Origin of the sequence: Sanguibacteroides justesenii (assembly GCF_003204205.1) — a bacterium.
In the GTDB taxonomy this organism is placed as follows: Bacteria; Bacteroidota; Bacteroidia; order Bacteroidales; family Marinifilaceae; genus Gabonibacter; species Gabonibacter massiliensis.
This window is the reverse complement of record NZ_QJPL01000001.1, coordinates 586289-610013: the sequence shown is the minus strand read 5'-3', so window position 1 is coordinate 610013 and position 23725 is coordinate 586289. Positions and strand designations below refer to the sequence as shown.

14 protein-coding genes and 4 tRNA genes are annotated in these 23725 nt (G+C 42.5%); 8 read left to right on the top strand and 10 right to left on the bottom strand.

The annotated features are described in order from the left end of the window. Window positions 1–114: 114 nt before the first annotated feature. Window positions 115–187: transfer RNA gene (locus DMB45_RS02725), tRNA-Met, on the bottom strand. 292 nt (window positions 188–479) lie between these two features. On the opposite strand from DMB45_RS02725, the gene DMB45_RS02720 reads away from it, so the two are divergent. Next, the gene (locus DMB45_RS02720; RefSeq protein ID WP_041503607.1) at window positions 480–1022 is read left to right on the top strand and encodes a GNAT family N-acetyltransferase; all 543 of its coding nucleotides are present in this window, start codon (window positions 480–482) and stop codon (window positions 1020–1022) included. 93 nt (window positions 1023–1115) lie between these two features. Here the strand turns inward: DMB45_RS02720 and DMB45_RS02715 are convergent. The 4 genes from DMB45_RS02715 to DMB45_RS02700 form a co-directional block, all read right to left on the bottom strand. Beyond that, window positions 1116–1188, bottom strand: a tRNA-Met gene (locus DMB45_RS02715). A 153-nt stretch (window positions 1189–1341) separates the two neighbouring features. After that, complete coding sequence (locus tag DMB45_RS02710) at window positions 1342–3366, bottom strand: transketolase family protein (protein ID WP_041503608.1); 2025 nt, start codon at window positions 3364–3366, stop codon at window positions 1342–1344. A gap of 129 nt (window positions 3367–3495) precedes the next feature. Next, a complete protein-coding gene (locus DMB45_RS02705) occupies window positions 3496–3963 on the bottom strand; it encodes a CYTH domain-containing protein (RefSeq protein ID WP_110688404.1) in 468 nt (155 codons plus the stop codon). A gap of 2 nt (window positions 3964–3965) precedes the next feature. Beyond that, the gene (locus DMB45_RS02700) at window positions 3966–6518 is read right to left on the bottom strand and encodes a S9 family peptidase (RefSeq protein ID WP_041504893.1); all 2553 of its coding nucleotides are present in this window, start codon (window positions 6516–6518) and stop codon (window positions 3966–3968) included. A gap of 171 nt (window positions 6519–6689) precedes the next feature. Here DMB45_RS02700 and DMB45_RS02695 point away from each other — a divergent pair, with 171 nt between their 5' ends. Further along, on the top strand, window positions 6690–7136 hold the full coding sequence (locus DMB45_RS02695; RefSeq protein ID WP_052634653.1) for an SPOR domain-containing protein: 447 nt from the start codon (window positions 6690–6692) through the stop codon (window positions 7134–7136). A gap of 80 nt (window positions 7137–7216) precedes the next feature. On the opposite strand, the gene DMB45_RS15025 is transcribed toward DMB45_RS02695, so the two are convergent. Genes DMB45_RS15025 through DMB45_RS02680 form a run of 3 tightly spaced genes read right to left on the bottom strand, consistent with a single transcriptional unit; the run spans window position 7217 to window position 9435 of the window. After that, window positions 7217–8206, bottom strand: coding sequence for a cell division ATP-binding protein FtsE (locus tag DMB45_RS15025; protein ID WP_316933177.1), 990 nt, complete (start codon window positions 8204–8206; stop codon window positions 7217–7219). Window positions 8207–8248: 42 nt separating this feature from the next. Further along, a complete protein-coding gene (rpe, locus tag DMB45_RS02685) occupies window positions 8249–8899 on the bottom strand; it encodes a ribulose-phosphate 3-epimerase (RefSeq protein ID WP_181416479.1) in 651 nt (216 codons plus the stop codon). Between the two features lie 23 nt (window positions 8900–8922). Further along, window positions 8923–9435: a gamma carbonic anhydrase family protein gene (locus DMB45_RS02680; protein WP_041504032.1), complete on the bottom strand. Its 513-nt coding sequence runs from the start codon at window positions 9433–9435 to the stop codon at window positions 8923–8925. Between the two features lie 166 nt (window positions 9436–9601). Between DMB45_RS02680 and DMB45_RS02675 the strand changes: the two genes are divergently transcribed. The 3 genes from DMB45_RS02675 to DMB45_RS02665 all read left to right on the top strand — a co-directional run bounded on the left by DMB45_RS02675 (window position 9602) and on the right by DMB45_RS02665 (window position 13987). Next, entirely contained in the window at window positions 9602–10036 is a 435-nt protein-coding gene (locus tag DMB45_RS02675; RefSeq protein WP_041503611.1) for an Hsp20/alpha crystallin family protein, read from the top strand. A gap of 229 nt (window positions 10037–10265) precedes the next feature. After that, window positions 10266–10338, top strand: a tRNA-Gly gene (locus tag DMB45_RS02670). 256 nt (window positions 10339–10594) lie between these two features. After that, window positions 10595–13987 (top strand): golvesin C-terminal-like domain-containing protein, encoded by a 3393-nt coding sequence (locus DMB45_RS02665; RefSeq protein WP_146216409.1) that lies wholly within the window; start codon window positions 10595–10597, stop codon window positions 13985–13987. Between the two features lie 9 nt (window positions 13988–13996). On the opposite strand, the gene DMB45_RS02660 is transcribed toward DMB45_RS02665, so the two are convergent. Together DMB45_RS02660 and DMB45_RS02655 are read right to left on the bottom strand one after the other, a co-directional pair. Next, window positions 13997–14686 (bottom strand): murein L,D-transpeptidase catalytic domain family protein, encoded by a 690-nt coding sequence (locus DMB45_RS02660; protein ID WP_082027469.1) that lies wholly within the window; start codon window positions 14684–14686, stop codon window positions 13997–13999. A gap of 12 nt (window positions 14687–14698) precedes the next feature. Continuing rightward, the gene (locus DMB45_RS02655; RefSeq protein ID WP_110688402.1) at window positions 14699–15610 is read right to left on the bottom strand and encodes a L,D-transpeptidase; all 912 of its coding nucleotides are present in this window, start codon (window positions 15608–15610) and stop codon (window positions 14699–14701) included. 365 nt (window positions 15611–15975) lie between these two features. Between DMB45_RS02655 and DMB45_RS02650 the strand changes: the two genes are divergently transcribed. From DMB45_RS02650 to purL, 3 genes are all read left to right on the top strand, one after another. Next, window positions 15976–16048, top strand: a tRNA-Gly gene (locus tag DMB45_RS02650). Window positions 16049–16284: 236 nt separating this feature from the next. After that, complete coding sequence (locus DMB45_RS02645; protein WP_110688401.1) at window positions 16285–19734, top strand: AAA family ATPase; 3450 nt, start codon at window positions 16285–16287, stop codon at window positions 19732–19734. A gap of 175 nt (window positions 19735–19909) precedes the next feature. Further along, on the top strand, window positions 19910–23596 hold the full coding sequence (gene purL, locus DMB45_RS02640; RefSeq protein ID WP_041503614.1) for a phosphoribosylformylglycinamidine synthase: 3687 nt from the start codon (window positions 19910–19912) through the stop codon (window positions 23594–23596). Window positions 23597–23725: the final 129 nt, after the last annotated feature.

The window sequence follows — 23725 nt, the reverse complement described above, 5'->3', positions numbered from 1 at the left end:
CAGTTGCAAATAAATGGATTGAATACTGTTATTAATAATAATTATCAAAACGTAGATAATGTATATTTTTTCTAAATAAAAAAAGAGAACCCTTTGAATGGGTTCTCTTTATCGTAGCGGGAGCCTGACTCGAACAGACGACCTTTGGGTTATGAGCCCAACGAGCTACCAACTGCTCCATCCCGCAATATAAGCCAAAACAACTTTTTCTGTTTTGCGAGTGCAAAGATAGTTATTTGTTTTTACTAATCCAAATATTCGGGTAAATAAATCAGTCATTATATAAACTTCCCTATGTTTTCCTATCTTTGCAGAAAGATCGGTTTATGGAAACATTCATAAAGAAAAGGAGAGGGGTATCCGCTTTTGGGGGATACGTTTAATTTTTCCGCCATTCGCGTTCCGTTCGAAGTTGAAACGGTTACAATAAATTTGTTATCGAGAAAAACAAGTAAAAGGTATACATAAACAACAAGAATATGATGAATTTGATTAGAATAACAAGTCCTGACGATCGGAATCTGGATCGTTTGATTCCTCTCTACGAGGATGCTTTTCCGGCGGAAGAGAGAAGAGACATAGGGCAATTGAGACGGATGATAAAAGAGAAATCCGATATGTATTTTAGTGTCGTTGAATGTGACGGAGAGTTGTGCGGTTTTTTCGTGTACTGGGATATGAAGGATTTTTATTATTTAGAGCACCTTGCGGTATATCCATCCATGCGCAACAAGAAGATCGGGCAACAGGTTCTAAATTACGTGGCTGATCATCTGAAAGGGATTCGGTTATTGGAAGTCGAGCCGATGCAAGACGAGATGACTACCCGGCGTGTCCGTTACTATCAGCGGAACGGGTATCAGGTTCTGGAGGAGGAATATATACAGCCTTCTTACGACGGAGTCCGGGATTCTTGTCCGCTTTGGATTATGGGAAACCAACATTCCGAACGTTTACCCGAGTTTATAGAGACCATAAAACGGAAGGTGTATACCGATAATTACGGTTTAATAGAGAAATAAACAGCTGTAAAGGATCCGACGAGTAGACGGTTCAAACAAACTGGCTAATATTAAAAACCGTTCGAAAGAGAATTTCGAACGGTTTTTATTTAGTAGCGGGAGCCTGACTCGAACAGACGACCTTTGGGTTATGAGCCCAACGAGCTACCAACTGCTCCATCCCGCAATATGTGCTAAAACAACTTTCCTTGCTTTGCGAGTGCAAAGATAATGCTATATTCGGAATATACAAAGATTTTTTTGTTTTTGCGATATGTCCGGTAATTAAATAGAGAACGGGGATTTTACGATCCCCGTTCTTGTTTAATTTTTTGTGAAATTATCTCTTTAACATTTCGCATACTTCGTTATATACGTTTTCTCCGGTGAATCCGAATTTTTCATCCAATACTTTCGCCGGGGCCGAATAACCGAAATGATTTACTCCGTGGATTCGTCCGTTTATTCCGACAAGTCCTTCCAACGTGACGGGAAGACCGGCTGTCAAACCGTATTTGGGCTTATTGGCCGGGATAACTTCTTCTTGGTATGTTGAGGATTGCTCGCGGAATAATCCTTCGGAAATAACGGATACCACTTGAGAAGATATGCCTTTACGTTCTTTTAATAGTTGTGCACCTTCCAGTAAGGTAGATACTTCCGAACCGGAAGCGATCAATACGATATCGACATTCTCCGCGTTTTTGGTTACCACGTATGCTCCTTTTTCTGCTTGTAAGGCTTCATCGAATCCTCCCGGCAGGTCTTTGATATTTTGCCGGGACAGGATCAGTGCGGTAGGGGTGGAGGTGTTTTCCATGGCCATTTTCCACGCGACGGAAGTTTCGGCGGCATCCGCCGGACGAAGGGCCAACAGGCTCATTTTGCCGGAGTGATTATGAAGTTTCTCCATTAACCGGAGCTGTGCTTCATGCTCGATAGGTTGGTGAGTCGGTCCGTCTTCCCCCACGCGGAATGCATCGTGCGACCAGATGAATTTTACGGGGATCTCCATCAACGCGGCTAAACGAACAGCCGGTTTCATGTAGTCGGAAAACACGAAGAACGTACCGCAAGCTACGAATATACCACCATGTAAGGCAATCCCGTTACAGATAACAGCCATGGTTAATTCGGCAACTCCGGCTTGGAAGAAAGCTCCGCTGAAGTCTCCTTTTATCAGATTTCGGGCTCCGCCTTTGATGAATCCGTCTGTTTTATCGGAATTGCTTAAATCGGCAGAGCTGACGATCATGTTTTCAACCTGTTTGGCTAATTCGACTAATACGTCGGCCGATGCGGCACGGGTAGCAATTCCAGGCTTGTGTACGATGGATTTATAGTCGATTTCGGGAGCTTTGCCGGATAAGAAACGATGCCATTTTGCGGCTAATTCCGGGTTGGCTTTTTCCCAAGCGGCTTGTTCTGCTTTTTTAGCCTTGGCATAAGCCCTCTTCTGTTCTAATACTTTGTTGTAAAATTCTTTAACCTCTGGGAATATAACAAACGGATGTTGTGGATCTCCTCCTAAGTTTTCAATGGTTTTCTCGATAGAGGCGCCTGCGGCGCTTAACGGTTGTCCGTGAGTGGAGACCTTGTCGGAGAAATCTTCCCCGTCAGCCCCTACGGCTCCTTTTCCCATTAATGTTTTCCCGATAATAAGGGTAGGTCGTTCCTTCTCTTCGTTGGCAGCTTTCAGAGCCTCTGTGATTTCTTTCGCATCGTTTCCGTTTACGGTAATGACATTCCAGCCCCATGCCTTGTATTTCATGGCCGTATCCTCTCTGGTCACTTCGTTGACGCGGGTCGAAAGCTGCACCTCGTTTGCGTCGTAAAACATAATCAGATTAGATAATCCCAATGTTCCGGCAATACGGCCGGCTCCTTGAGAAATTTCTTCCTGAATACCTCCGTCAGAAATAAAAGCGTAGGTTTTATGGGCCATCCATTCACCGAATCGAGCGACCAAAAATCGCTCTGCGATTGCTGCCCCCACGGCCATGGCATGTCCTTGCCCCAGGGGGCCTGAGGTGTTTTCCACTCCTCGTTTAACATCGACTTCAGGGTGTCCCGGAGTCACACTTCCCCATTGACGGAAATTTTGTAAATCTTCCATACTGTAAGTCCCCACGAGACTGAGAATGGAGTACAGCATGGGGGACATATGTCCGGGATCCAAGAAAAATCGGTCTCTGTTGGCCCAACTCATATCGTCCGGGTCAAAATTTAAAAATTGGGAGTACAAAACATTTACAAAGTCGGCTCCACCCATGGCTCCACCCGGATGGCCAGATTTAGCTTTCTCAACCATGGAGGCTGAAAGAATACGGATGTTATCCGCTGCTCGATTTAGGATTTTATCCATGCCTATATTTTTTGAGATATTGTTAAAATTTTTGCGCAAAGTTACGATTTTCCCATGGGAAAACAAGAAAATAGACAGCGGGGATTCAATAAAAATCAGGATTATATATTCATCCTGATTTTTATGTGTTTACCATTCCGAAAAGGGGTGTTTGCTTAGCATCGAATTGTAGTATTTCCGCTTTCCCGTGACCTCTTCTCCTATCCATTCCGGTTTCGGAAAAGTATCGTTTTCATCTTCCAATTCTATCTCTGCTAAAATTAAACCTTCGTTGCCCCCGTGAAATTCGTCTATTTCGTACGTGAATTTGTCCGCTTTTACGTAGTAGCGGGTTTTATTGATGATTCCGGGTTCACAGATTTGTAGTAATGCTTCGGCTTCACCGACGGATATCTCTTTTTCCCATTCAAAACGATTCGCCCCGGTAGCATTACCCTTTCCTTTTACGGTCAGGTAGGCGCGATCTCCCTTTATGCGTACCCTTACGGAGCGTTCCGGTACGGAAGACAGATATCCTTGTGTGATTTGAGTCTTATTAAATGCTTGTGATTTGAAATCTCCGTTGACTAAAAATTTGCGCTCGATTTCCCGGAACATGATTATAAATTTTTATTTTTATACATATTCTCCCACCAGGCCGGTTGACCTTTTAAGTATTTGGCAAAGTAAGATAAAATGGTATTATTCCATAGGATTCGTTGATCGTAGTCGACTACTGCATGGTCGGCATTGTTGATCAAAACCAGATCCACCTCTTTGCCCAATAGTTTCAATGCCGTATAGAATTGGATACTCTCTCCGGTGGGTACATTCACGTCGGCTGTTCCATGTAATAACAATATCGGTTTTTTCACTTTGTCCGCGTTGAATAAAGGACTCTGATCAACATATATGTCTTTTCGGTTCCAGGGAAAAGAGTAAGCAGCTGCTTGGGTGCTGTAACTGTATCCCCAATATCCTTCACCCCAGTAGCTGGATATGGACGAGATTCCGGCATGGGAGATCGCACAGGCAAATATATCGGTACGGGTTTGCAGAAGCATGGTCGTGAAACCGCCGTAGGAGGCTCCCATACAGCCTACTCTTTGAGGATCTATGAACGGATGTGCTTTTAAGAAAGCTTTCGTACACGCGATGATCTCGTCTGCCGTGATGATTCCCCAGTTGTTTTGGTGACGTGCGGAAAACTCCTGTCCGAATCCCGTGGCACCAGAGGGTTGCATAACATACACGACATACCCGTTCGCCGCGTATAAATTAAACGGCCAGCGTCCTCCGAAAGTTCTTTCGACGGGAGAGGTCCCTCCGTAATAATAGACAATCATCGGATATTTTTTACTCGGATCAAAATCGGCCGGAAGGTAATAGCGTCCGTCAATAGTGGTGCCCCTTTTGTATTGGTAATCCCAATCCTTGACTTTTCCGAAAACAATATTTTTGTACTGTTCTTCAGCCGGGTTATCCCATAATTGCGTGCTCAGATCCGTGAGATTTAAGGTATAGACACGAGTGGGGTAACTTTGATCGGAAGCCGTGTAAACAGCTAAATCACCCTGTTGCGGTAAAGAGAGTCTTTGGATGACGTCTCCCGGACAATCGATCTTTTCTATTTTACCGTTTCGGTAACGAAACAGGTGGATATAATCCGTGTCGCCCGCGATGATATAAATAGAGCCGTCTTTATGCCAATAGGAAGTAGAGACTGAAGGATTGAAGTATTTGGTAATCGGATCTACCCGGTGGGTTTCCAGATCGTAAATGAAAAGTTGGGTATCGTATTCGTTTACGATTTGTCCTTTACGAATGTTAACACCTGTATTCCCGAAAGCGTTAGCGCCTCCGCTCACCAACAGTTGCTTATCGTCGGGAGAAAACGAGCAATATATGCTGACCGGGCGGTCTTGCCATAAGGTATCGATTTGGTTCGACGGTATATCCATCAGATAAACGGATTGCTTACTATACGGATATTCGTTGTAATCCGGACGGTTTGTAGTGATGACAACCTGTTTACCGTCGTGACTGATATCCATGATTGACGTGGTTTGATTTCCCCAAGTCAGACGGGAGTGGATTCCGCTTTTGAAATCATATTTACAAAGGAAATAACGGGTACGGTAATTGGGTTGGCGGTCTTCCATACCTTCGATTTTACGCAACTCCCACTCTTTTTCGCTATAATTTTCCGATTGGTAATAAAGCAAGTAGGTTCGATCGGGAGACCATCGGTATCCTGAGATCGAGCGATCGGCTTTGATGAGGCATTCTTGGCGTCGGGTTTCAGGATCATAGGTATAAAGTGAATGTCCTTTTCCTTCCGGTATCAAAAAGGAGAGTTTATCTTGCCCCGGTACCCAAGTGATGTCGGTCGTCTCTTTTCCGTAAAAAGAGTAAATGATTTCTTTATTTGTAAGTCGATAAAGATAGGTTATTCGGCTACTCTTGCCTTTTATGATTTCCGTTTCACTTAAAAGCAAATATTTACCAGAAGGGGAGGTTTGTATGTCTCCGATACGGGTTCCGTTCAATACATCGTAAATATTTTTTCCTCTCATGGGGGAAAGGGTAAACTCTACGGGAATGTTTTTGAACTCATCTCCTGCTTTAAAGGAGGCGGAAAACAAGGTTTGCGGGGAGTTCGGGAGTACAAGACTTTTTACGATTATCGTGTGTTTGCCCGGTATCCAATTTCTGCGTATCTCTTTAGGGACGTTTTCTTCTTCCTCGTTACAGGCTTCGTAAGTAAGTACTTTTTCTCCGTCTATAAATACTTCCGCGGGAGTACTGAAATGGAAAGTCATGCTGCCATCCATCCATTCCGTGTTGGCCATATAAACGGCGTTATAGACGATCGAAGGCTTTTTTCCCCGTGAGGAGTAACGGACTTTCCCGTCAACCGCATCCGAACGTCGCCATTGAAAATCTTTTGTTCCTTGTTCGATGCCTTCCGGAACAGGAGTGAGATTTTCGACGGATAGAGTCGAGAATTCTAAAAGCGAAACGGGAGTGAAAGATTGGTTGTTCCCGTTTTTTTGATCGTGAAAAGCGGGCATTTCCACAGGAATAGGAGGGAGACTCATCCATTCCCGGATTATTTGTCCTTGCACTTGAAAGGAAAATATAACCCAAACGAAAAGGAGTAGTTTTTTCATTCTTTTTTGATTATGGTATAATTGTTTATTTGTCCTTTTAAAACAGAACAAAGTTAATCCTAAAACGTAGAATGTTTGAAAATTCTGAATAAAATTTATTATGATGTAATTTTTATCATTAATTTTGCTCTGCGTAGATAAAAGATTTATAACATTTAAAGAAGGGAAAAAATGAAAAGTATTGTATTGATAATTATGTTGGCTGTCATTGCGGCCAGTTGCGGGACAAATAAAAAGGTATATGCTCCGCCTTTCGAAGAAGAGGAAGATGTGGTAATTGAGCAAACAGTTCCTACAACACAAACGCAGGAGAAGAAGACAAACGGTAAGCCTGTTGTTTCTAAGGAAGAGAAAGTAACCATGACCCACGGCGATGTTATGAAAAAGTATAACGTTATTGTAGGAAGTTTCTCTAATGAAGACAATGCTATTAGGTTACGGAACCGTTTGATCGGTGAGGGATATAATAGTATCATTATGAAAAATGATGCCGGAATGAATCGGGTAAGTATTGCCGGTTTTGACGAAGAGGCCCCGGCAAGGGCCGAACTGATACGGGTGAGAGAGAGATATCCGGAGTTTTCGGATGCGTGGTTATTGATTACGAAAGATAACTAAAAATCTGATTGATATAAAAAAATACCGCTTATGATGTTTTTCACTTCATAAGCGGTATTTTTTTGGATTCGGCCCGTTTTTTATATTAATTCAATACCTATCGCATCGTTCGGCGCATTTTCCTTTTTATCTGTCTGTTTTTCTTCTGTTAAAAATGAGTCCTCTGTTTTTCCTTCCTCCATGCTTTCGGCTTCCGTCGGCATCTGCTCCGATTCCAAGGACTCCATAACGCTTTCTTCCACAGGCATATTATTGCCAGTCGTGTTTATGACGCACTCTTCTACCGTTGAAGTCTCGTTTTCCGGATTCCGTGTTAATATTTCCGGGTTGCTCTCCACGATATTTTCGATCTCTTCTTCACTTAAGGGCGGGTTTTCCGCTACAATCTCAGAAAAAGAGTGGTCTTCAAGAATGGTTCCGTTTTCACATCGGAAAACCCGTCCGGGAAATTTGGTGATCAGGTCGTACTGGTGGGTTGCTATGATAACCGTCTTCCCGCTGTCACAAATGTCTTTCAGCAGTTCGATCAAATGGTAGGAGGTTTCCGGATCTATATTTCCGGTCGGTTCGTCTGCCAAAATAAGGGGAGGGGCGTTTAATAAAGCCCGGGCCAATACAATACGCTGCTGCTCTCCTCCGGAGAGTTGATGCGGGAATTTATCTTTCTTATCCGGCATCTCCACCTTATCGAGGACTTCGTCTATTCGTTCCCGGATCGCTTTTTTGTCTCTCCATCCTGTTGCCCTCAATACAAATTCTAAGTTGGCATAAACATTTCTGTCCGTGAGTAATTTGAAATCCTGGAACACGATGCCGCATTTTCGTCTTAATAGGGCGATATGGGATTTTTTTATCTTGCCTAATTTGAATCCGGCAACTTCCGCTTTTCCGTACTCTAAAGGTATTTCGGCATATATTGTTTTTAATAGAGACGTTTTTCCACTACCTACTCTTCCGATGATATAAACAAATTCGCCCTCGGCAATCTCCAGGTTAACGTTCTTTAACACCGTGTTCTTTTGTTGCCGGATAGCTGCTTGCTCCAGCTTGATAATAGTTCCCATAGACATAAGCGTATCGTTTTACTATTTTTTACACCTTCGGTCGGCGGATTATAAATTTTTCAATCCTTCAATATTTTTTTTCGGGTCCGGAGAGTTAAATACGAAACTCCCCGCAACCAAAGCGTCTGCCCCGGCTTCCACAAGCCGACGTCCTGTCTCGAAATTCACACCGCCATCGACTTCTATACAGGTGGAGGATGCTGTTTCCTTTATCAGTTTTTTGAGTTTTGTAACTTTCTGGAGCGTACTTTCTATAAAAGATTGTCCGCCGAATCCGGGATTGACACTCATAAGCAAAACCACATCGATGTCTTGAATGATATCGTCTAAGCCGTGTACCGGGGTATGCGGATTGAGAGCTACCCCGGCCTTCATTCCCAGTGATTTGATCTGTTGTAAAGTCCGGTGTAAATGCGTACACGCTTCGTAATGGACCGTCAATATATCGGCTCCTGCTTTATGAAAAGCCTCCACGTAACGTTCGGGTTGAATGATCATCAAATGCACATCCAACGGTTTCCGGGCTGCTTTCTTTATTTGTGATACGAGTGGTAGACCGTAAGAAATATTCGGGACGAAAACGCCGTCCATGATATCCAAATGAAACCAGTCTGCGGAACTTTCGTTAACCATTTCAACATCTTTGGCCAAGTGAAGGAAATCTGCAGATAGTAAGGAAGGAGAGACTATGATACTCATATAATTTATTCCGTTTTTTTAAATTACTTATACCAGCTTGCATACGTGGAATAGGAGTTTACGATACGCTCCACCTCGTCACGAAGTAATTCCGGCCCCATCTCTTTCAGTTTTTTGGCCGGGGCTCCGGCATATACCCAACCGGATTCAACGACGGTGCCTTTGGTTACCACGCTTCCCGCGGCGACAATGGAATTACTTTCTATAACGGCATTGTCCAACACGATGGCTCCCATGCCGATTAGTACATTATCATGAATCGTACACCCGTGGACGACCGCATTGTGCGCAATGGATACGTTGTTACCTATATTTGTTGGCGACTTTTTGTAGGTGGCATGGATGGTTGCGTTGTCTTGAATATTTACATTATTACCTATCTTTATATAATGTACATCTCCCCGTAATACAGCACCGTACCAAATACTGCAATTATCGCCCATTTCCACTTCTCCAATGATTGCTGCATTCTCAGCAATAAAACAATTTTCTCCGAACTTGGGAGAATGTCCGTTTAATTCTTTAATAATTGCCATAGTAAAATCTTCGTTATTTTCAGGATTCGAAATTACGAAATATGCATCAGAAAACAATTTCCTTTCGTGATTTTATATATTCTTTTTGTAACACTTTGGAATTTTCAACGTATAAGACGATGTACAATTAAACTAAACGATCACTTTTAATAGAGGAGGTAAAATTATGAGCATAGTGAAAAGAAATAGTGATTTAAGGCCATTTTATTCTAATCTCTTTGATGATTTTTTCGATACATGGCCTAAGACGATTAACGAACAAAGAGGGATTCCGGCTTTGAACGTGAAAGAGGACGATAAGAATCTGACGTTGGAACTTCAAGTTCCGGGGATGAAAAAAGAAGATATTAAGTTAGAGTATAAAGATGGTTTTCTGACAATATCCGGTGAACAAAAAGAGGAGAAGGAAGAGCAAGATGGTAAACAAAAATTTTTACGAAGAGAGTTTACCTCCGTCTCTTTTCATCGTACGATAGAATTGCCGGAGGATAAATACGATGTCGGTAAAGCCGAAGCGGTTTATAAAGACGGTATCTTGGATATTACGATGCCTAAAAACGAAGAGAGAGCTAAATTAAATAAGACGATACAGGTAAAGTAGGTGGTTTTATTTTGAGTGATCGGTCGATTTTTAAAAAAAAATCGGCCGATTTTTTTGTTCTTTTTTGAAAAAGAGTTTACCTTTGCATCGCAATAAAAGGCATGTGAGATGCATTTGATAATTTGCGAAAATAGCTCAGTTGGTAGAGCATAACCTTGCCCAAAGCGAAGCGTCATCGATGTAACCTTGGTAAGGTTTAAAGATGCCAAAAGTGTTATTGATTATATTTGCGAAAATAGCTCAGTTGGTAGAGCATAACCTTGCCAAGGTTAGGGTCGCGGGTTCGAGTCCCGTTTTTCGCTCCGGTAGAACGTCGTCCGATTTTAATTCGGACGACGTTTTGTATTGTTAAAAGAAATTATCCCTATTTGTAAAATAGTAAATTTTATTTGTTTTTTATCTACTATATATTTAGTTTTACAAAATCTAAATTAAATAAAGAAATTAGAAATTGAGGGGGAGATTGGTATTCGGACGGTGAATTCTGAATTTCCGTTAGTCTACCGACAAAAAGGAAATCTGATAACTATTTTTTACCGTTTTATAACCGAATGACTTATGAAAATGCGTGACGTGTTCCATGTAGCCGTTTACGAGGCGAAACAACAAAGCAGGGGATGGGTATTTTTGCTGTTTGTTTTCGTTTCTTTATTCAGTATTACCTTATACCAACTGTTTTTGCAGGGAGAGGGGTATTGTGAGAATTGGAAGTTAGTTGCTCTTCCGTCATCCGTGCCTCTGATAAATGCCTATCTGTTTAGTGTTCTGCAATCGTTATTCGTGATCGTTATAATGACTGATTTCCCGAGGAGGGAGGGGATGGGAGAAACCTTAGAGCCGATATATGCCCGTCCGATGGGGAATGCAGACTACACGTGGGGACGGATATTGGGGAATGTCATGTTGTTTTCCATTGTAAACGTGATTGTAATGTTAGCCTGCATCTTTTTTGTAAATTTAAACAGTTTGGCACCTTTGAATCCGTGGTATTACCTGTTTTATTTTTTCACGTTGAATATTCCTTCTTTGATTTTTATGATGGGGTTGAGTCTTTGGTCGGTTCGTGTTATGCGTTTTCGCTACCTGGCACTTTTGCTTCTGCTCGGCTGGTTAGGCGTATCGATCGTGTGGTTGCCTTATGTATTACATGGTACGGTAGATTTTTTAGCGACCGGGGTGCCTAATCTGTTTTCAGATGTGACAGGGCATCTGGGTTTAGGATATTATTTATTGCATCGTTCGATTTTTTTGCTGTTGGGTACGGGATTCGTATTTTGCAGCATAAAGGGAATGAAGCGTTTACCGAGCGTGAAAAAACGTGCGACCTTTTACGCCTATGGGGGGGGAACCCTTATCTTGTTGGGTATTGCGTGTGGTATTTTGCTTGAGGCCGCTTATTGGTCTGATCGAAGTACTCGTGAAAAATATCGTGAAAGTTTCCGTAATCACTGGAAGGGAAAACTTTGTCATATAGAACGTCATTCGATAAGGATGGAGCAACGGCAGGATCGGCTTTTCATGGAAAGCGATCTGATTTTGTGTAACCTGACAGAAGAAAAGATCGACCGACCTCTTCTTTTCCTGAATCCGGGATTACGGGTCGAAGACGTGGAGGAGAGGGGAAAAAACGTAAATTTTAAGCGGGACGGACAAATTATTATATTGGATCGTCCTATAGATGGCGGTGATTCCTTGCGGTTACGTGTGTGTTACTCGGGAAAAATCGATGAGAGTTTCACGAATTTGCAATTGTCGGATCAGGATTACGAGAATCCTTTCTATAACGATCTGTTCTTTCCCACGGGCCGGCGCAGTGCTTTTATCGGGGATGATTATTTGTTGTTGACACCCGCGTGCGGATGGTATCCGACGGCGATTGCCCCGGTACATCCTTTTATGCCGATGAACACGGGAAAGGATATGACGCTTTATTACCTGAAGGTGGTGGCTCCTCGTCAAGCTTCCCTCTTTTCGCAAGGGAGAGTTTCCGAACGGGGAGACACACTCGTTTTCATCTCTTCCGGTTATTTACCGGGGATCTCGGTTTGTGGCGGGAATTTTAAAACGAGACAGTTGGATGTGGATAGTCTGGTAAGGCTTTCCTTGAATACCATAACGGAACCCAAGGCTTTTTTTAAGCATTTTGCCGCGGCGAAAGTGGAGGACGTGAAATTATTTTTTTACGAAAACCCGTATATGTTTCCTGATGGATTGAATTTTGCGGATTTAACTTGGAAAGACGGGGCGACGGCTCGTCTGAGTTTGATAGAGACCCCGTTGTCGTTTCGGATAGAATCCAATGAAGGCAGAGTCCTTGGCGGTCAAATCGAACCCGGGATTTTTTTCTTGCCGGAAAGAAGCTATACTGTCGACATGTTCGATATACTCAATAAACCCGTTGGGGACGGATCTCCCATTCCTATTAATATCGGGGATGGACAGGTCTATATGCAAGAGGCACAAAATCCTACTCTGGAACAAGGTATTAATCTTTGGTACTGTTTGAGTAAGGACTGGACACCGGGATCGAACAGTCATCCTTTGTTAATGCAAAACAGTTATGCTTCGAATGCGGTGAAACTGAATCCGTCGGATATTAGTTCTTTAATGACGGATCGTCGTTTGTCGATTTACTCGGAACAATATCCCTTTATCAACATACTGTGGGACAGGTTTTATTTGGATAAGTCGTTTTTAATGGGTAGGGGGGGAAAATTTGGAGTCGGGGATATGGAGACGGCTCGTGATTACATCCGGGAACACAGTTTAAAAGAAGCTATGTTGGACGAGAATATCGCTCAAACAACGCGGTACAACGTGATGTTGTGGAGTTTACGCGATTTGGTGGACCATATAGGGTTGAAAGTTTCCGTGGATACATTCTTTAGGGCGATAGATGATATTTACCATACCCGCCGGGGAATGATTCGTTTTGAGGATTTTTGTGAAGAGCTAAAAAGTCGAACGGGAGGAGATGTCGGAAGAGTGTTTGAAAGATGGTTGAACGTTCGTCACAATCAATATTTTAAAATAAAAGATTTAACCTCTTACTTTTATCCGGATCCGATATCCGGTAAGTTCGTGACCGGATCCGGATGGGCAGAACTGGAAGGAAAAGTGAAGAATTGCGGGAAAGAGGGCGGCTTTGTCGTGGTCTGTATAAAAAATGAAGAGGCTATTCAACGTTACAGTTGTTATTTGAATCCCGGGGAAGCCAAATCATTTTATATGGCTTATTGTGCGAAATGGGGACCGAATGCGGAAGTAACTACCGGTATGTCATCCAATCGTCCGAATACCTTTATGGTGTGGAAAAGAGGAACCCGTGAAAAACCTGAAAAACTGGAAACGCGGGTTAGCTGGACAGATATAGACCCTGCTGTTTTTGCTTCGGACCCGCGAGAAACCATGGTGGATAATATGGACTCCGGTTTTTCATTTGATGATAAGGTAAACCAGACCATACTGCAAAAATGGTTCGGGATTAAGAAGAGAGAGGAGAGTACCCATTTGAATAGAGAAAGTGAGTCGATCCGCTTGTGGAAGAGTTTTATTGGTCCGAATTTTCAGGGGGATTCCGTGAGAAGTTGTTATTACAAGAGTTTTGGTTCGGGTAGTTGCACGGCAACCTGGAAAGCCCGGTTAAAGGAAAAGGGGAAATACAGGGTTATGGTAAAGGCAGGGTATATACCTTTTGACAGATACGTCAAAAGAGTTGATAAAAATTATTTATCCGATGTTGTTCTTTACTACACGGTAAAAAGCGAAGGGATAGAGGAACATATTGAAATAGAGGGGAATGATGCGGAAATACATTCTGTTTGGACTTCTCTTGGCGAGTTCGATTTCCCTGAAGGAGAAGTTTCCGTTACTCTCTCGGACAAGGACGAAAAGGGGAGAAAAGATTTAGCGATTGTTGCCGATGCTGTAAAATGGATAAAAATAGATTGATAAAAGAGATCAGGGAGACGGGTGTAAAGCATGTTGAAGAGGGGCGGATAAAATAGGGCTCTGTTTTTCGTAACGAATGTCTTTTCCGAAAATGAATAGCAGGGATCCCTCTTTTATCAGGTCGATGACTTTGCGGGATACCTGCCGGGGAAGGGCCGGACACCCCAGGCTGCGCCCGAGGCGACCTCTTGATGATAAAAGTGAGGGATCGCAATAGTCTGCACCATGGATTACAATTGCTCTCTCTTTGGCTCGGTCGTTTATCCCTTTTTCCAATCCTTCCAAGATCAACGAATAGCCGTTTTTACCTTGATACGTCCGTTCCGTGAGGAAGAATCCCAAGGAACTTTTGTACGAACTCGGCGTATTGGAAAAAGAGGTTGCGTAATTATTTCCGCTGTTTTTTCCATGAGCGACATGGGTGGATAATAGTAGTTTTTTTAGTTTAAGGTCTATAACAAACAGTCGTTTCGAAGTAGAGGGCTTTGTGAAATCAATGACGGTAAGAATCGGTTTTTTGACGGGAATTTTGTTATATCCGTCAATGGCGTATTTGAAAACTTTGTAATCCATCAACTGGTTTAATTTCATTTCATGGTAGAGGCTGAAACTATTGAGGGGTGTGTCGGCTTGACCTGAATTTGTATGAAAGACGAGTAATGAAATAAATAATAGGTAGCTGATTTTGTTTGAGATCATGATAGGTTGAGTTTATTCTATTACAATAACAATAGTTTTGTCTATAGGAGCCCAATCGTAAATGAATTTAGCATGAGATGTGGCATTACGTACGCACATATGGGAGCGGGGCGTAGTTCCGAGCGTGTAACTGTATTCGTGGATGACCGTATCCGGATAATTCACGGGTATGCCGTGAATATAGGCCCCTCGACTGAAACGACTGGCATAAGGTGCAAATCCTGCATTTTGATACGATCCGTCTTTCGTGTAATACATTTTGGGTATTTTGTTTTGTAGTACAAATATACCGGTAGGAGTCTCTTTATAATAGGGAGGCCGATGCAGGCCTGTCGTTGCCGGATTCATACTCCTGATCAGCCAAACCGAATCGGCGTTCTCCAATGTCGTCACGTATTGATTGGTACGGTCTATGAAGATCGCTTTATCGAAAGTAACCGAATCCAGGGTTTTTATGTATTTGCGTGGAACCATCCATACCCCTCGGAAAGAGGCCAATGTCACCTTGATGAATTGGGCACTGTCCTGTAAAATAGCAATTAAAACTCCGTCCGGTCCGTAGCGTTCCGGTGCGGTTAAATCATTTGTCCGGTAAAGAGGAATGGCCTGATTTCGTTCTACCCCCAAGGTATCTTGTTGTTGATTATACTTGTTTTTTTGAATGTTCTTAACAAGAGGTGCCAATCCGTTTCTGTTTTTATAATTTTGTAATACTCCTAAAACGATATGTCGTTTTTGGAAGGCCGTGACATAATCTAATTGATGGGCTATTTTATGCCACTGGAATACCCGTTTCTGTTTTCCCGAGTTAAACGTATCTTTCAGGGAGTGGCGATTATACAGTAACGCTTTTTCTAACGTTACTGTTGGGAGCTTTTGCCCGTACACGAATAGACACACGAATAGAAAACATATTCTTATCATACTTGTACAAGTGTATTTTTATCTTCGTTAGTTCGATTAAATATACGTTATAAACCCGTAGAAAGATAGGGGTTTATGAATGTTTGTGAATTAAAAACAAGAAAACATATTTATTTAGTTATTGATGGGAAAATTGACATCTCCTTCCGTCGAATGGAGGGACAGGGTAGGCTGTCCGGTACTTTTTTGTATAAAAATTTAAAATAAAAATTTGCGTGTTGGAATTAATTATATACCTTTGTCCTGTTCTTAAAAAAGTATGCGAGTAGCTCGGTCGGTAGAGCACAACCTTCCCCCCGGAAGCTAAGCGTATAGAGGCAACCTTGGGTAGGTTTGAAGATGCCAAAACGTTGTTTGATGATAATGCGAAAGTAGCTCAGTTGGTAGAGCACAACCTTCCCAAGGTTGGGGTCGCGGGTTCGAGTCCCGTTTTTCGCTCGATAGGCGGTGATGTTTCATCACCGCTTTTATTTTATGTAAAAGTCGGGAGCTGTAATCGATAAAAATACTCATCTTTCTGTTTTTTAATATATTATAAAATAGCGAATTAATTAAAATAGGAAAGAATTGTTTTTGGACGAAAATAAAATTATTTTTGGAGAAGTTGGTGTAACGGATTCATCCGGTATGGATCCAATGAAACCATATAGTGAAAATCCAAAATGTAAAACGATATGGCCGACAAAAAAAATACTGTAAAAAACAGAGGTAAGAAAGCAAATCCTGAAGACGAGTTTAAGTTTAAAAGTATCCGGATAAGTAATCGTAATATCATTGATTATACGGGACATAAACGTTACCGTACGGTCTATCGTTCAAATGAAGTGGAGGCATTTTATATCGATACGGAATGGATAAACAAACGCTATGATGAAAGTTCATGGAATGCTTCGGTTGTTGTCGGTTTATTCTTTATGGATGAAGATAATCCAGTTATGGTGGCCAAGAAAGAGGAGGTAGTGGTTATTCCTAAAGATATGAATGTCTTTAACTATTCTGTTTCGTTTGTTTTAGCGGATCTGAATGGGTTTGTTTTCCGGGAGGGGGTATACCGGGTACAGGTGGTGGTCAACGGAATGGCCGCTTTATCGGATGAGATTCATTTGCTGGAGGCTCATGCTGATGTGGCGGATTATTTTAAGGTTGTTGATGCCGGATTTGATAAGTGTTGCGAGGAAGATCCCAACACGGAACGTCCCCACTCTTTTCGCATGTTGAACGGAAATAACCTGCAAGACGTACGTTTTTATCTTGTGGCGGAAAATCGTTTGAAAGAGGATTGGACCTATGAATTTCTCGTTAACATTATGGATCATAATGGAATGACGAAAGCAACCCGGATGGTTAAAGGAAAGTATTACGTATCCGATTCGAAGGGAAAACGATTGCTCTGTTTTGCCGTGGATTTAGGTGGAAAATTGGAGCATTTTTGGGAAACGGGAAGTTATACGGTGGAATTACTTTGTTTTGATCAGGTCGTACTCGTATTGGATTTTGAAATAGGGACGGAAGATGTACCGTATCGTTTTAACGAAGAGGTCGCATCCATGGAGCGTACCGATACGGTTCATCCGGGAAATGATGAAAAATGGATGGAAAAGGAAGATGCTTTAGAGCAACTATATCAATTGGTAGGGTTGAGGAACGTAAAAGAGGAGATTACCCGGGTGAACGAGTTGGTCGAATTTGTAAAAATGAGACAAGAGAACGGATTTGATGATGAGTTTCCTCCCATGCATATGTTGTTTATGGGCAATCCGGGAACGGGGAAGAGTACGGTAGCCCGACTTATAGGAAAAATATTTTATAAAGAGGGCATATTAAGCAACGGTGAGTTGCACCGGTACCGTCGGGAACATTTAACAAATCCCGGACAAACGGCAGAAGAAGAGTTGATTCGGGACGCCTTGTCCAAGAGCGAAGGCGGTATATTGTTGATAGAAGATGCGGACGAGCTCTATCCGACGAATAATCCGAATGATCCGGCCATTCGAATATGGAATATATTATTGAATATTCTGGATAACGAATCCCCTCGTGTGTTGGTTATATTGGCCGGCAATAAGAATGAATTATTGGCCATAGCGGAGGGAATTCCCGACATGAAACGTTGTTTCCCCACTCGATTGGTTTTTGAAGATTATTCTCCGGATGAACTTATGGAGATTACGCATCGGATGTTAACCTTACGTCAATATAAATTTACTCCAAAAGCGGAAGAGAAATTTGCCAAGCTTTTAAATGATTATTGTACGTTTAAAAATGAAGGATTTGAAAACGGGCATTTTTTAGAAGATCGTTTGGCTTCGGCCGCATCGAAATTGGCTAAACGTTTGATGGCTAATCGTTCCGGTAGTTACACGAAGGACGAGATGATGTTGATTCGGGAGGAGGATATCGATGCTTGCGAGCAACCGAGTCCGGAAGACTCATTGAAGAAATTGAATGAAATGATCGGATCTGACAAATTGAAAAACAGCATGATTAACTATATAAATTATGTCTATTTTATCCGGGAAAGGCAAAGACACGGATTTACGGATGTTCTTCCTCCGCTGAACATGATTTTTACGGGTAATCCCGGTACCGGAAAAATTACGGTCGCTCAAATGTTGGGGGAAATTTTCAATACGGCGGGAGTGTTGGAAAGTTCTGCGGTAACGGTAAGAACTCGGGGGGAATTGATCGGAGACGGAAGTGTATCTCCCCAGCAAATGGCATTCTATATTTATGAACAAGCTCGAGGGGGGATTCTTTATCTTGAGAATGCTCATACTTTGTTTCAGGAGGTAACGGGTATGACGGCTTTAGGCATGATTTTAAATCAATTATCCGAAACCGAGAACGGTGATACCGTGGTCATATTGGGGGGAGATTCCGAAGAGATGGAAAAAATTCTGACTGCTAACCCAAAGTTGAAATTGCTTTTTCCCTATTCATTCTATTTTGAAGACTACACGCCTGAAGAGTTGCTGGAGATTGCCGTTCAGAAAGTGAAAGAAAAAAATTATAGTTTACACCCCAAAGCCAAAGAGGCTTTTAAGAAGTTAGTATCTAAGGTATACGATGAACACGATAAACATTTTGGAAACGCTCTTTTCGTGGAAAAGATGGTAGATCAGGCTATACGAAATCTTTCATCACGAACGATGAAAATCCGAAAAGAACGGGAATTGACCCGGAAGGAGATTACTACCTTGATGGAGATTGATATCCCCGATATAACTTCTCAATTACCCAATTCCTACAAGGATCGGTTCGATGAAAAAGAGATTGCAGCTGCTTTGAAGGATCTGGATCATATGGTTGGTCAGGCTAAATTAAAAAAACAAATTCACGATTTTGTGGATTTGGCCCGACATTACAACCGACAAGGAGTAAAATTAAATACCCGTCTCTCCTTACAATGGTGTTTTACAGGTAATTCCGGTATGGGCAAAGGGACGGTAGCTCGAATCATAGCCCGTCTATATAAGGCTATGGGAATTATTGACAAAGAGGAGGTAAAACGTTTCCGGGTAGAGAAGCTGATCGGACAAACAGACGAAGAAGCCATGCAGAATATAGGCAATGCGCTGATTCAATCGAAAGGTGGGCTTTTCTTCTTCGATGAAGATTCCAGTCGTTTGAATGATGTTCCGGGAGTGAAAGAGAGGGTACGTGCCCTATTGGTTAATCAATTGGCGGAAAAACCGGGGGCTTACACGATTATATACGCCAAGCAGAATCCTCCGCGAATCATGTTGAACGATGACGTGGAAAAAGTTTCCGATATGATTAATGTTTTGGTGTTTGAGGATTATACGAAAGAGGAGTTGTTGGAAATATTGAAGCGGGATCTGGCTACCGAAAAATCCAAAATGACTCGTACGGCTCAACAGCAAATCGTTTCATTTATTTCCCATTTGGTCGACAATAAGAAAAAAAATCACGCCAGTGCTCGCCTGATCAAATTGGTAGCTGAGATGATGATTCGAAATAGGATTCAACGGGTAGCTAAAACCGGTCTTAAAGAGAACAAAGGCAAAATGTATTCGATAACTAAACACGATGTGGAACAATTCACTCCGGAATTCCTTGCCAGTATGGTCAGGGAGCGGAATACGATCGGATATAAAATGTAAGTTCGAATAAATAGATTGTTGCATACAATACTCTTTGGTAAAGGTTATAGGCATTTTCGTCATTCCGTTAATTCTGTTTTATTTTATGTTCGAATCCTGTTTTTAGGGAAAGATCCCTCGTTTTTTATTATATTCGCGGGTGAAACGTGGAATTCAAAATAAACAGATATAACGCATGGCAATAGTTTTCTACCAAAAAGATGAAACGGTGTATGCCGTTCACTACCAAGATTCAGAAAATCCTTTGGATGTTAGTAAATTAGAATGGTTATTCAGCGGGGCAAAGAGAGTTCGAGAAGAGGCGATGGAAGGATATTTCGTGGGTCCTCGCCGGGAAATGGTAACTCCTTGGAGTACTAACGCTGTAGAGATCACTCAAAATATGGGAATATCGGGGATCCTAAGGATTGAAGAGTTTGCTCGTAGTAATGAGAAAGCAACATACGATCCTATGCTTCAGGCATTTTATGCAGGATTGGATCAATCTGTTTTTACGATCGATAAGAAACCGGATCCCATCGTTTATATCGAAGATATACGAGCTTATAATCAACAAGAGGGGCTCGCGTTGAACGAGGAGGAGGTTGTTTATTTGGAAAACTTAAGTAAAAAGTTAAAACGAAATTTGACGGATTCGGAGGTATTCGGTTTTTCTCAGGTAAACTCGGAGCATTGCCGTCATAAAATCTTTAACGGAACATTTATTATCGATGGAGAGACTAAAGAAGAATCTCTTTTTTCGATGATAAAAAAGACTTCAAAGACCAATCCGAATCGGATCGTGTCAGCTTATAAAGACAATTGTGCCTTTTTGGAAGGTCCGCATGTGATTCAATTCGCACCTCGTACGCAGGATAAACCGGACTTTTTCGAAACGAAAGAGATCGATACGGTAATATCCTTGAAGGCGGAAACCCATAATTTTCCGACTACAGTGGAACCGTTTAACGGGGCTGCCACGGGAACAGGAGGAGAGATACGGGATCGAATTGCCGGGGGACAGGCTGCTCTTCCTATTGCCGGTACGGCCGTATACATGACCTCTTACCCGCGTTTGGAGGCAGATCGTCCTTGGGAAGAGAAAATCGATCCGCGGAAGTGGCTTTACCAAACACCGGAGGATATCTTAATAAAAGCTTCCAACGGGGCATCGGATTTTGGAAATAAATTCGGTCAGCCTTTGATCGTGGGTTCCTTGTTGACGTTTGAACATGAGGAGAATGACAAAACATACGGTTACGATAAAGTAATTATGCAAGCGGGCGGTATCGGTTTCGGAAACCGCAGACAGGCCATGAAACATACTCCGGAAGTAGGAGATCAAGTTATATTATTAGGAGGAGACAATTACCGGATTGGTATGGGAGGGGGAGCCGTTTCTTCCGTGGATACGGGGGTTTATGCCGGTGCAATAGAGTTGAATGCCGTGCAACGTTCCAATCCGGAGATGCAAAAACGAGTATGTAATGCGATCCGGGCGATGGCGGAATGCGATGAAAATCCGATCGTATCCATTCACGATCACGGTGCTGGCGGACATTTGAATTGTTTGTCGGAGTTAGTGGAAGAGACAGGGGGATTGATTCACTTGGAAAAATTGCCCGTGGGAGATCCGACTCTTTCCGACAAAGAGATCGTGGGGAACGAGTCTCAGGAGCGTATGGGATTGGTGATGAAAGAGAAAGATGTTGCTACTTTACAGCGCGTTGCAGACCGGGAAAGAGCCCCGATGTATGTAATCGGTGAGGCTACGGGAGACCACCGTTTTACCTTTATTGATGCCGAGACAGGAGAAAAGCCTATAGATCTGGAGATGAAAGATATGTTCGGGAATCCGCCGAAAACAATTATGGAGGATAAAAACGTGAAGGAACATTTCACGGAGGTCGATTATGATATAAATAAGATCGAAGAGTATATCGAACAAGTGTTGCAGATAGAAGCGGTAGCTTGTAAAGATTGGTTGACCAACAAAGTAGACCGTTCAGTGACCGGTCGTATCGCTTTTCAGCAATGTGCCGGACCTTTGCAATTACCGTTGAATGATCTGGGGGCTATCGCTTTGGATTATAAGGGAGAGAAAGGGATAGCCACCTCTATTGGTCATGCCCCGGTTGCTGCTATGATCGATCCGACAAAGGGCTCGCGTTTGGCCATAGCGGAAGCGTTGACTAATTTGGTTTGGGCACCCATAGAGCAAGGGTTACGTGGAATATCTTTATCTGCTAACTGGATGTGGCCCTGTAAAAATCCGGGCGAAGACGCTCGTTTATACGGAGCGGTAGAGGCTGCGAGTGAATTTGCCATCCAATTAGGTATAAATATTCCCACGGGAAAGGATTCTCTTTCCATGACACAGAAATACGGAGACAAAAAAGTCTATGCCCCGGGGACCGTCATTATCTCTACGGTTGGAGAGGTGAAGGATATAAAAAAAATAGTTTCTCCTGTTTTAAAAGTCGACCCGCAAACAGAAATCGTATATATTGATTTTTCATTCGATAAATTGAAATTGGGCGGATCCAGCTTTGCTCAGGTATTGGATAAGGTCGGAAAGGATGCTCCGGATGTTAAAGACGCGGAATATTTTGCAAATGTTTTCACCGTTTTGCAACAATTGGTAGAAGAGGGGTATGTATTGGCCGGTCATGATATTTCGGCCGGGGGGATGATCACGGCTTTGTTGGAGATGTGTTTTGCCGACAATCGTTTGGGACTGGATATCGATTTTTCTTATTTGGCTGAAAAGGATATCGTGAAAATTTTATTCGCTGAAAATCCGGGAGTATTGATACAGGTAAAGGATTGTAAACAGGTGGCCCGGATTTTGGATGAGGCCGGCGTTGCCTATAATTTCCTTGGGGGATTGTCTCAGAGCGGCCGTTTGACGATTAAAAAGGATAGTGCGCGGTGGAACCTGGATATTCGTTCTTTAAGGGATTTGTGGTTTAAAACCTCTTATCTTTTAGATCGTCGTCAAAGCGGAGTTGAGTTGGCATTGGAGAGGTATAAAAATTACAAGCAGAATGAATTGAAATATCGATTCCCCTCTTCTTTTACTGGAAAATTAGCCGCGTTGGGGTTGGATTCGAATCGTTCGACTCCTTCGGGTATAAAAGCTGCTATTCTTCGCGAAAAAGGGTGCCAATGCGATCGGGAGATGGCTTGGGGGCTGTATTTAGCAGGATTCGATGTTAAGGATGTTCACATGACGGATTTGATTTCCGGTCGGGAAAATCTGGAAGACGTGAATATGATTGTTTTTGTGGGAGGATTCTCCAATTCGGATGTTTTAGGTTCGGCAAAAGGATGGGCCGGTGCGTTTAAATACAATGAAAAAGCGCGTGTCGCTTTAGAGAATTTTTATAAGCGGGAGGATACCTTGAGTCTGGGTGTTTGTAATGGATGCCAATTAATGGTGGAGTTGGATTTGGTTTATCCGGAGCAAGAGAAGAAAGTTAAGATGCTGCATAACGATTCCCATAAGTTTGAATCAGCTTTCGTAAACGTGGATATCGTGGAGAATGATTCAATTATGTTGAAAACGTTAGCGGGATCTCGTCTGGGAATTTGGATCGCTCATGGAGAAGGGAAATTCTATTTACCTTATGAACAGGAGGAGTATCATATTCCTGTCAGGTATAGTTACGACCGCTATCCGGCTAATCCGAACGGTTCTCCTCTGGCAACGGCGGCTATTTGCAGCAAGGATGGTCGTCACTTGGCGATAATGCCTCATTTGGAACGCTCTATGGCTCCTTGGAACTGGGCGTATTATCCGGAAGATCGGAAAGAGGATGAAGTGAGTCCGTGGATCGAAGCATTCGTGAATGCTAAAAAATGGATAGAAGCACAGAAATAAACATTGTTATTGTTATATAAAAAAGCAGCCATAAGAATGGCTGCTTTTTTATAATTTGAAAAGAACGGATCGTATCACAAGAGATTTTTATACTTTTGCAGGGAGTGTGAAATAGATAAATATAAAGAC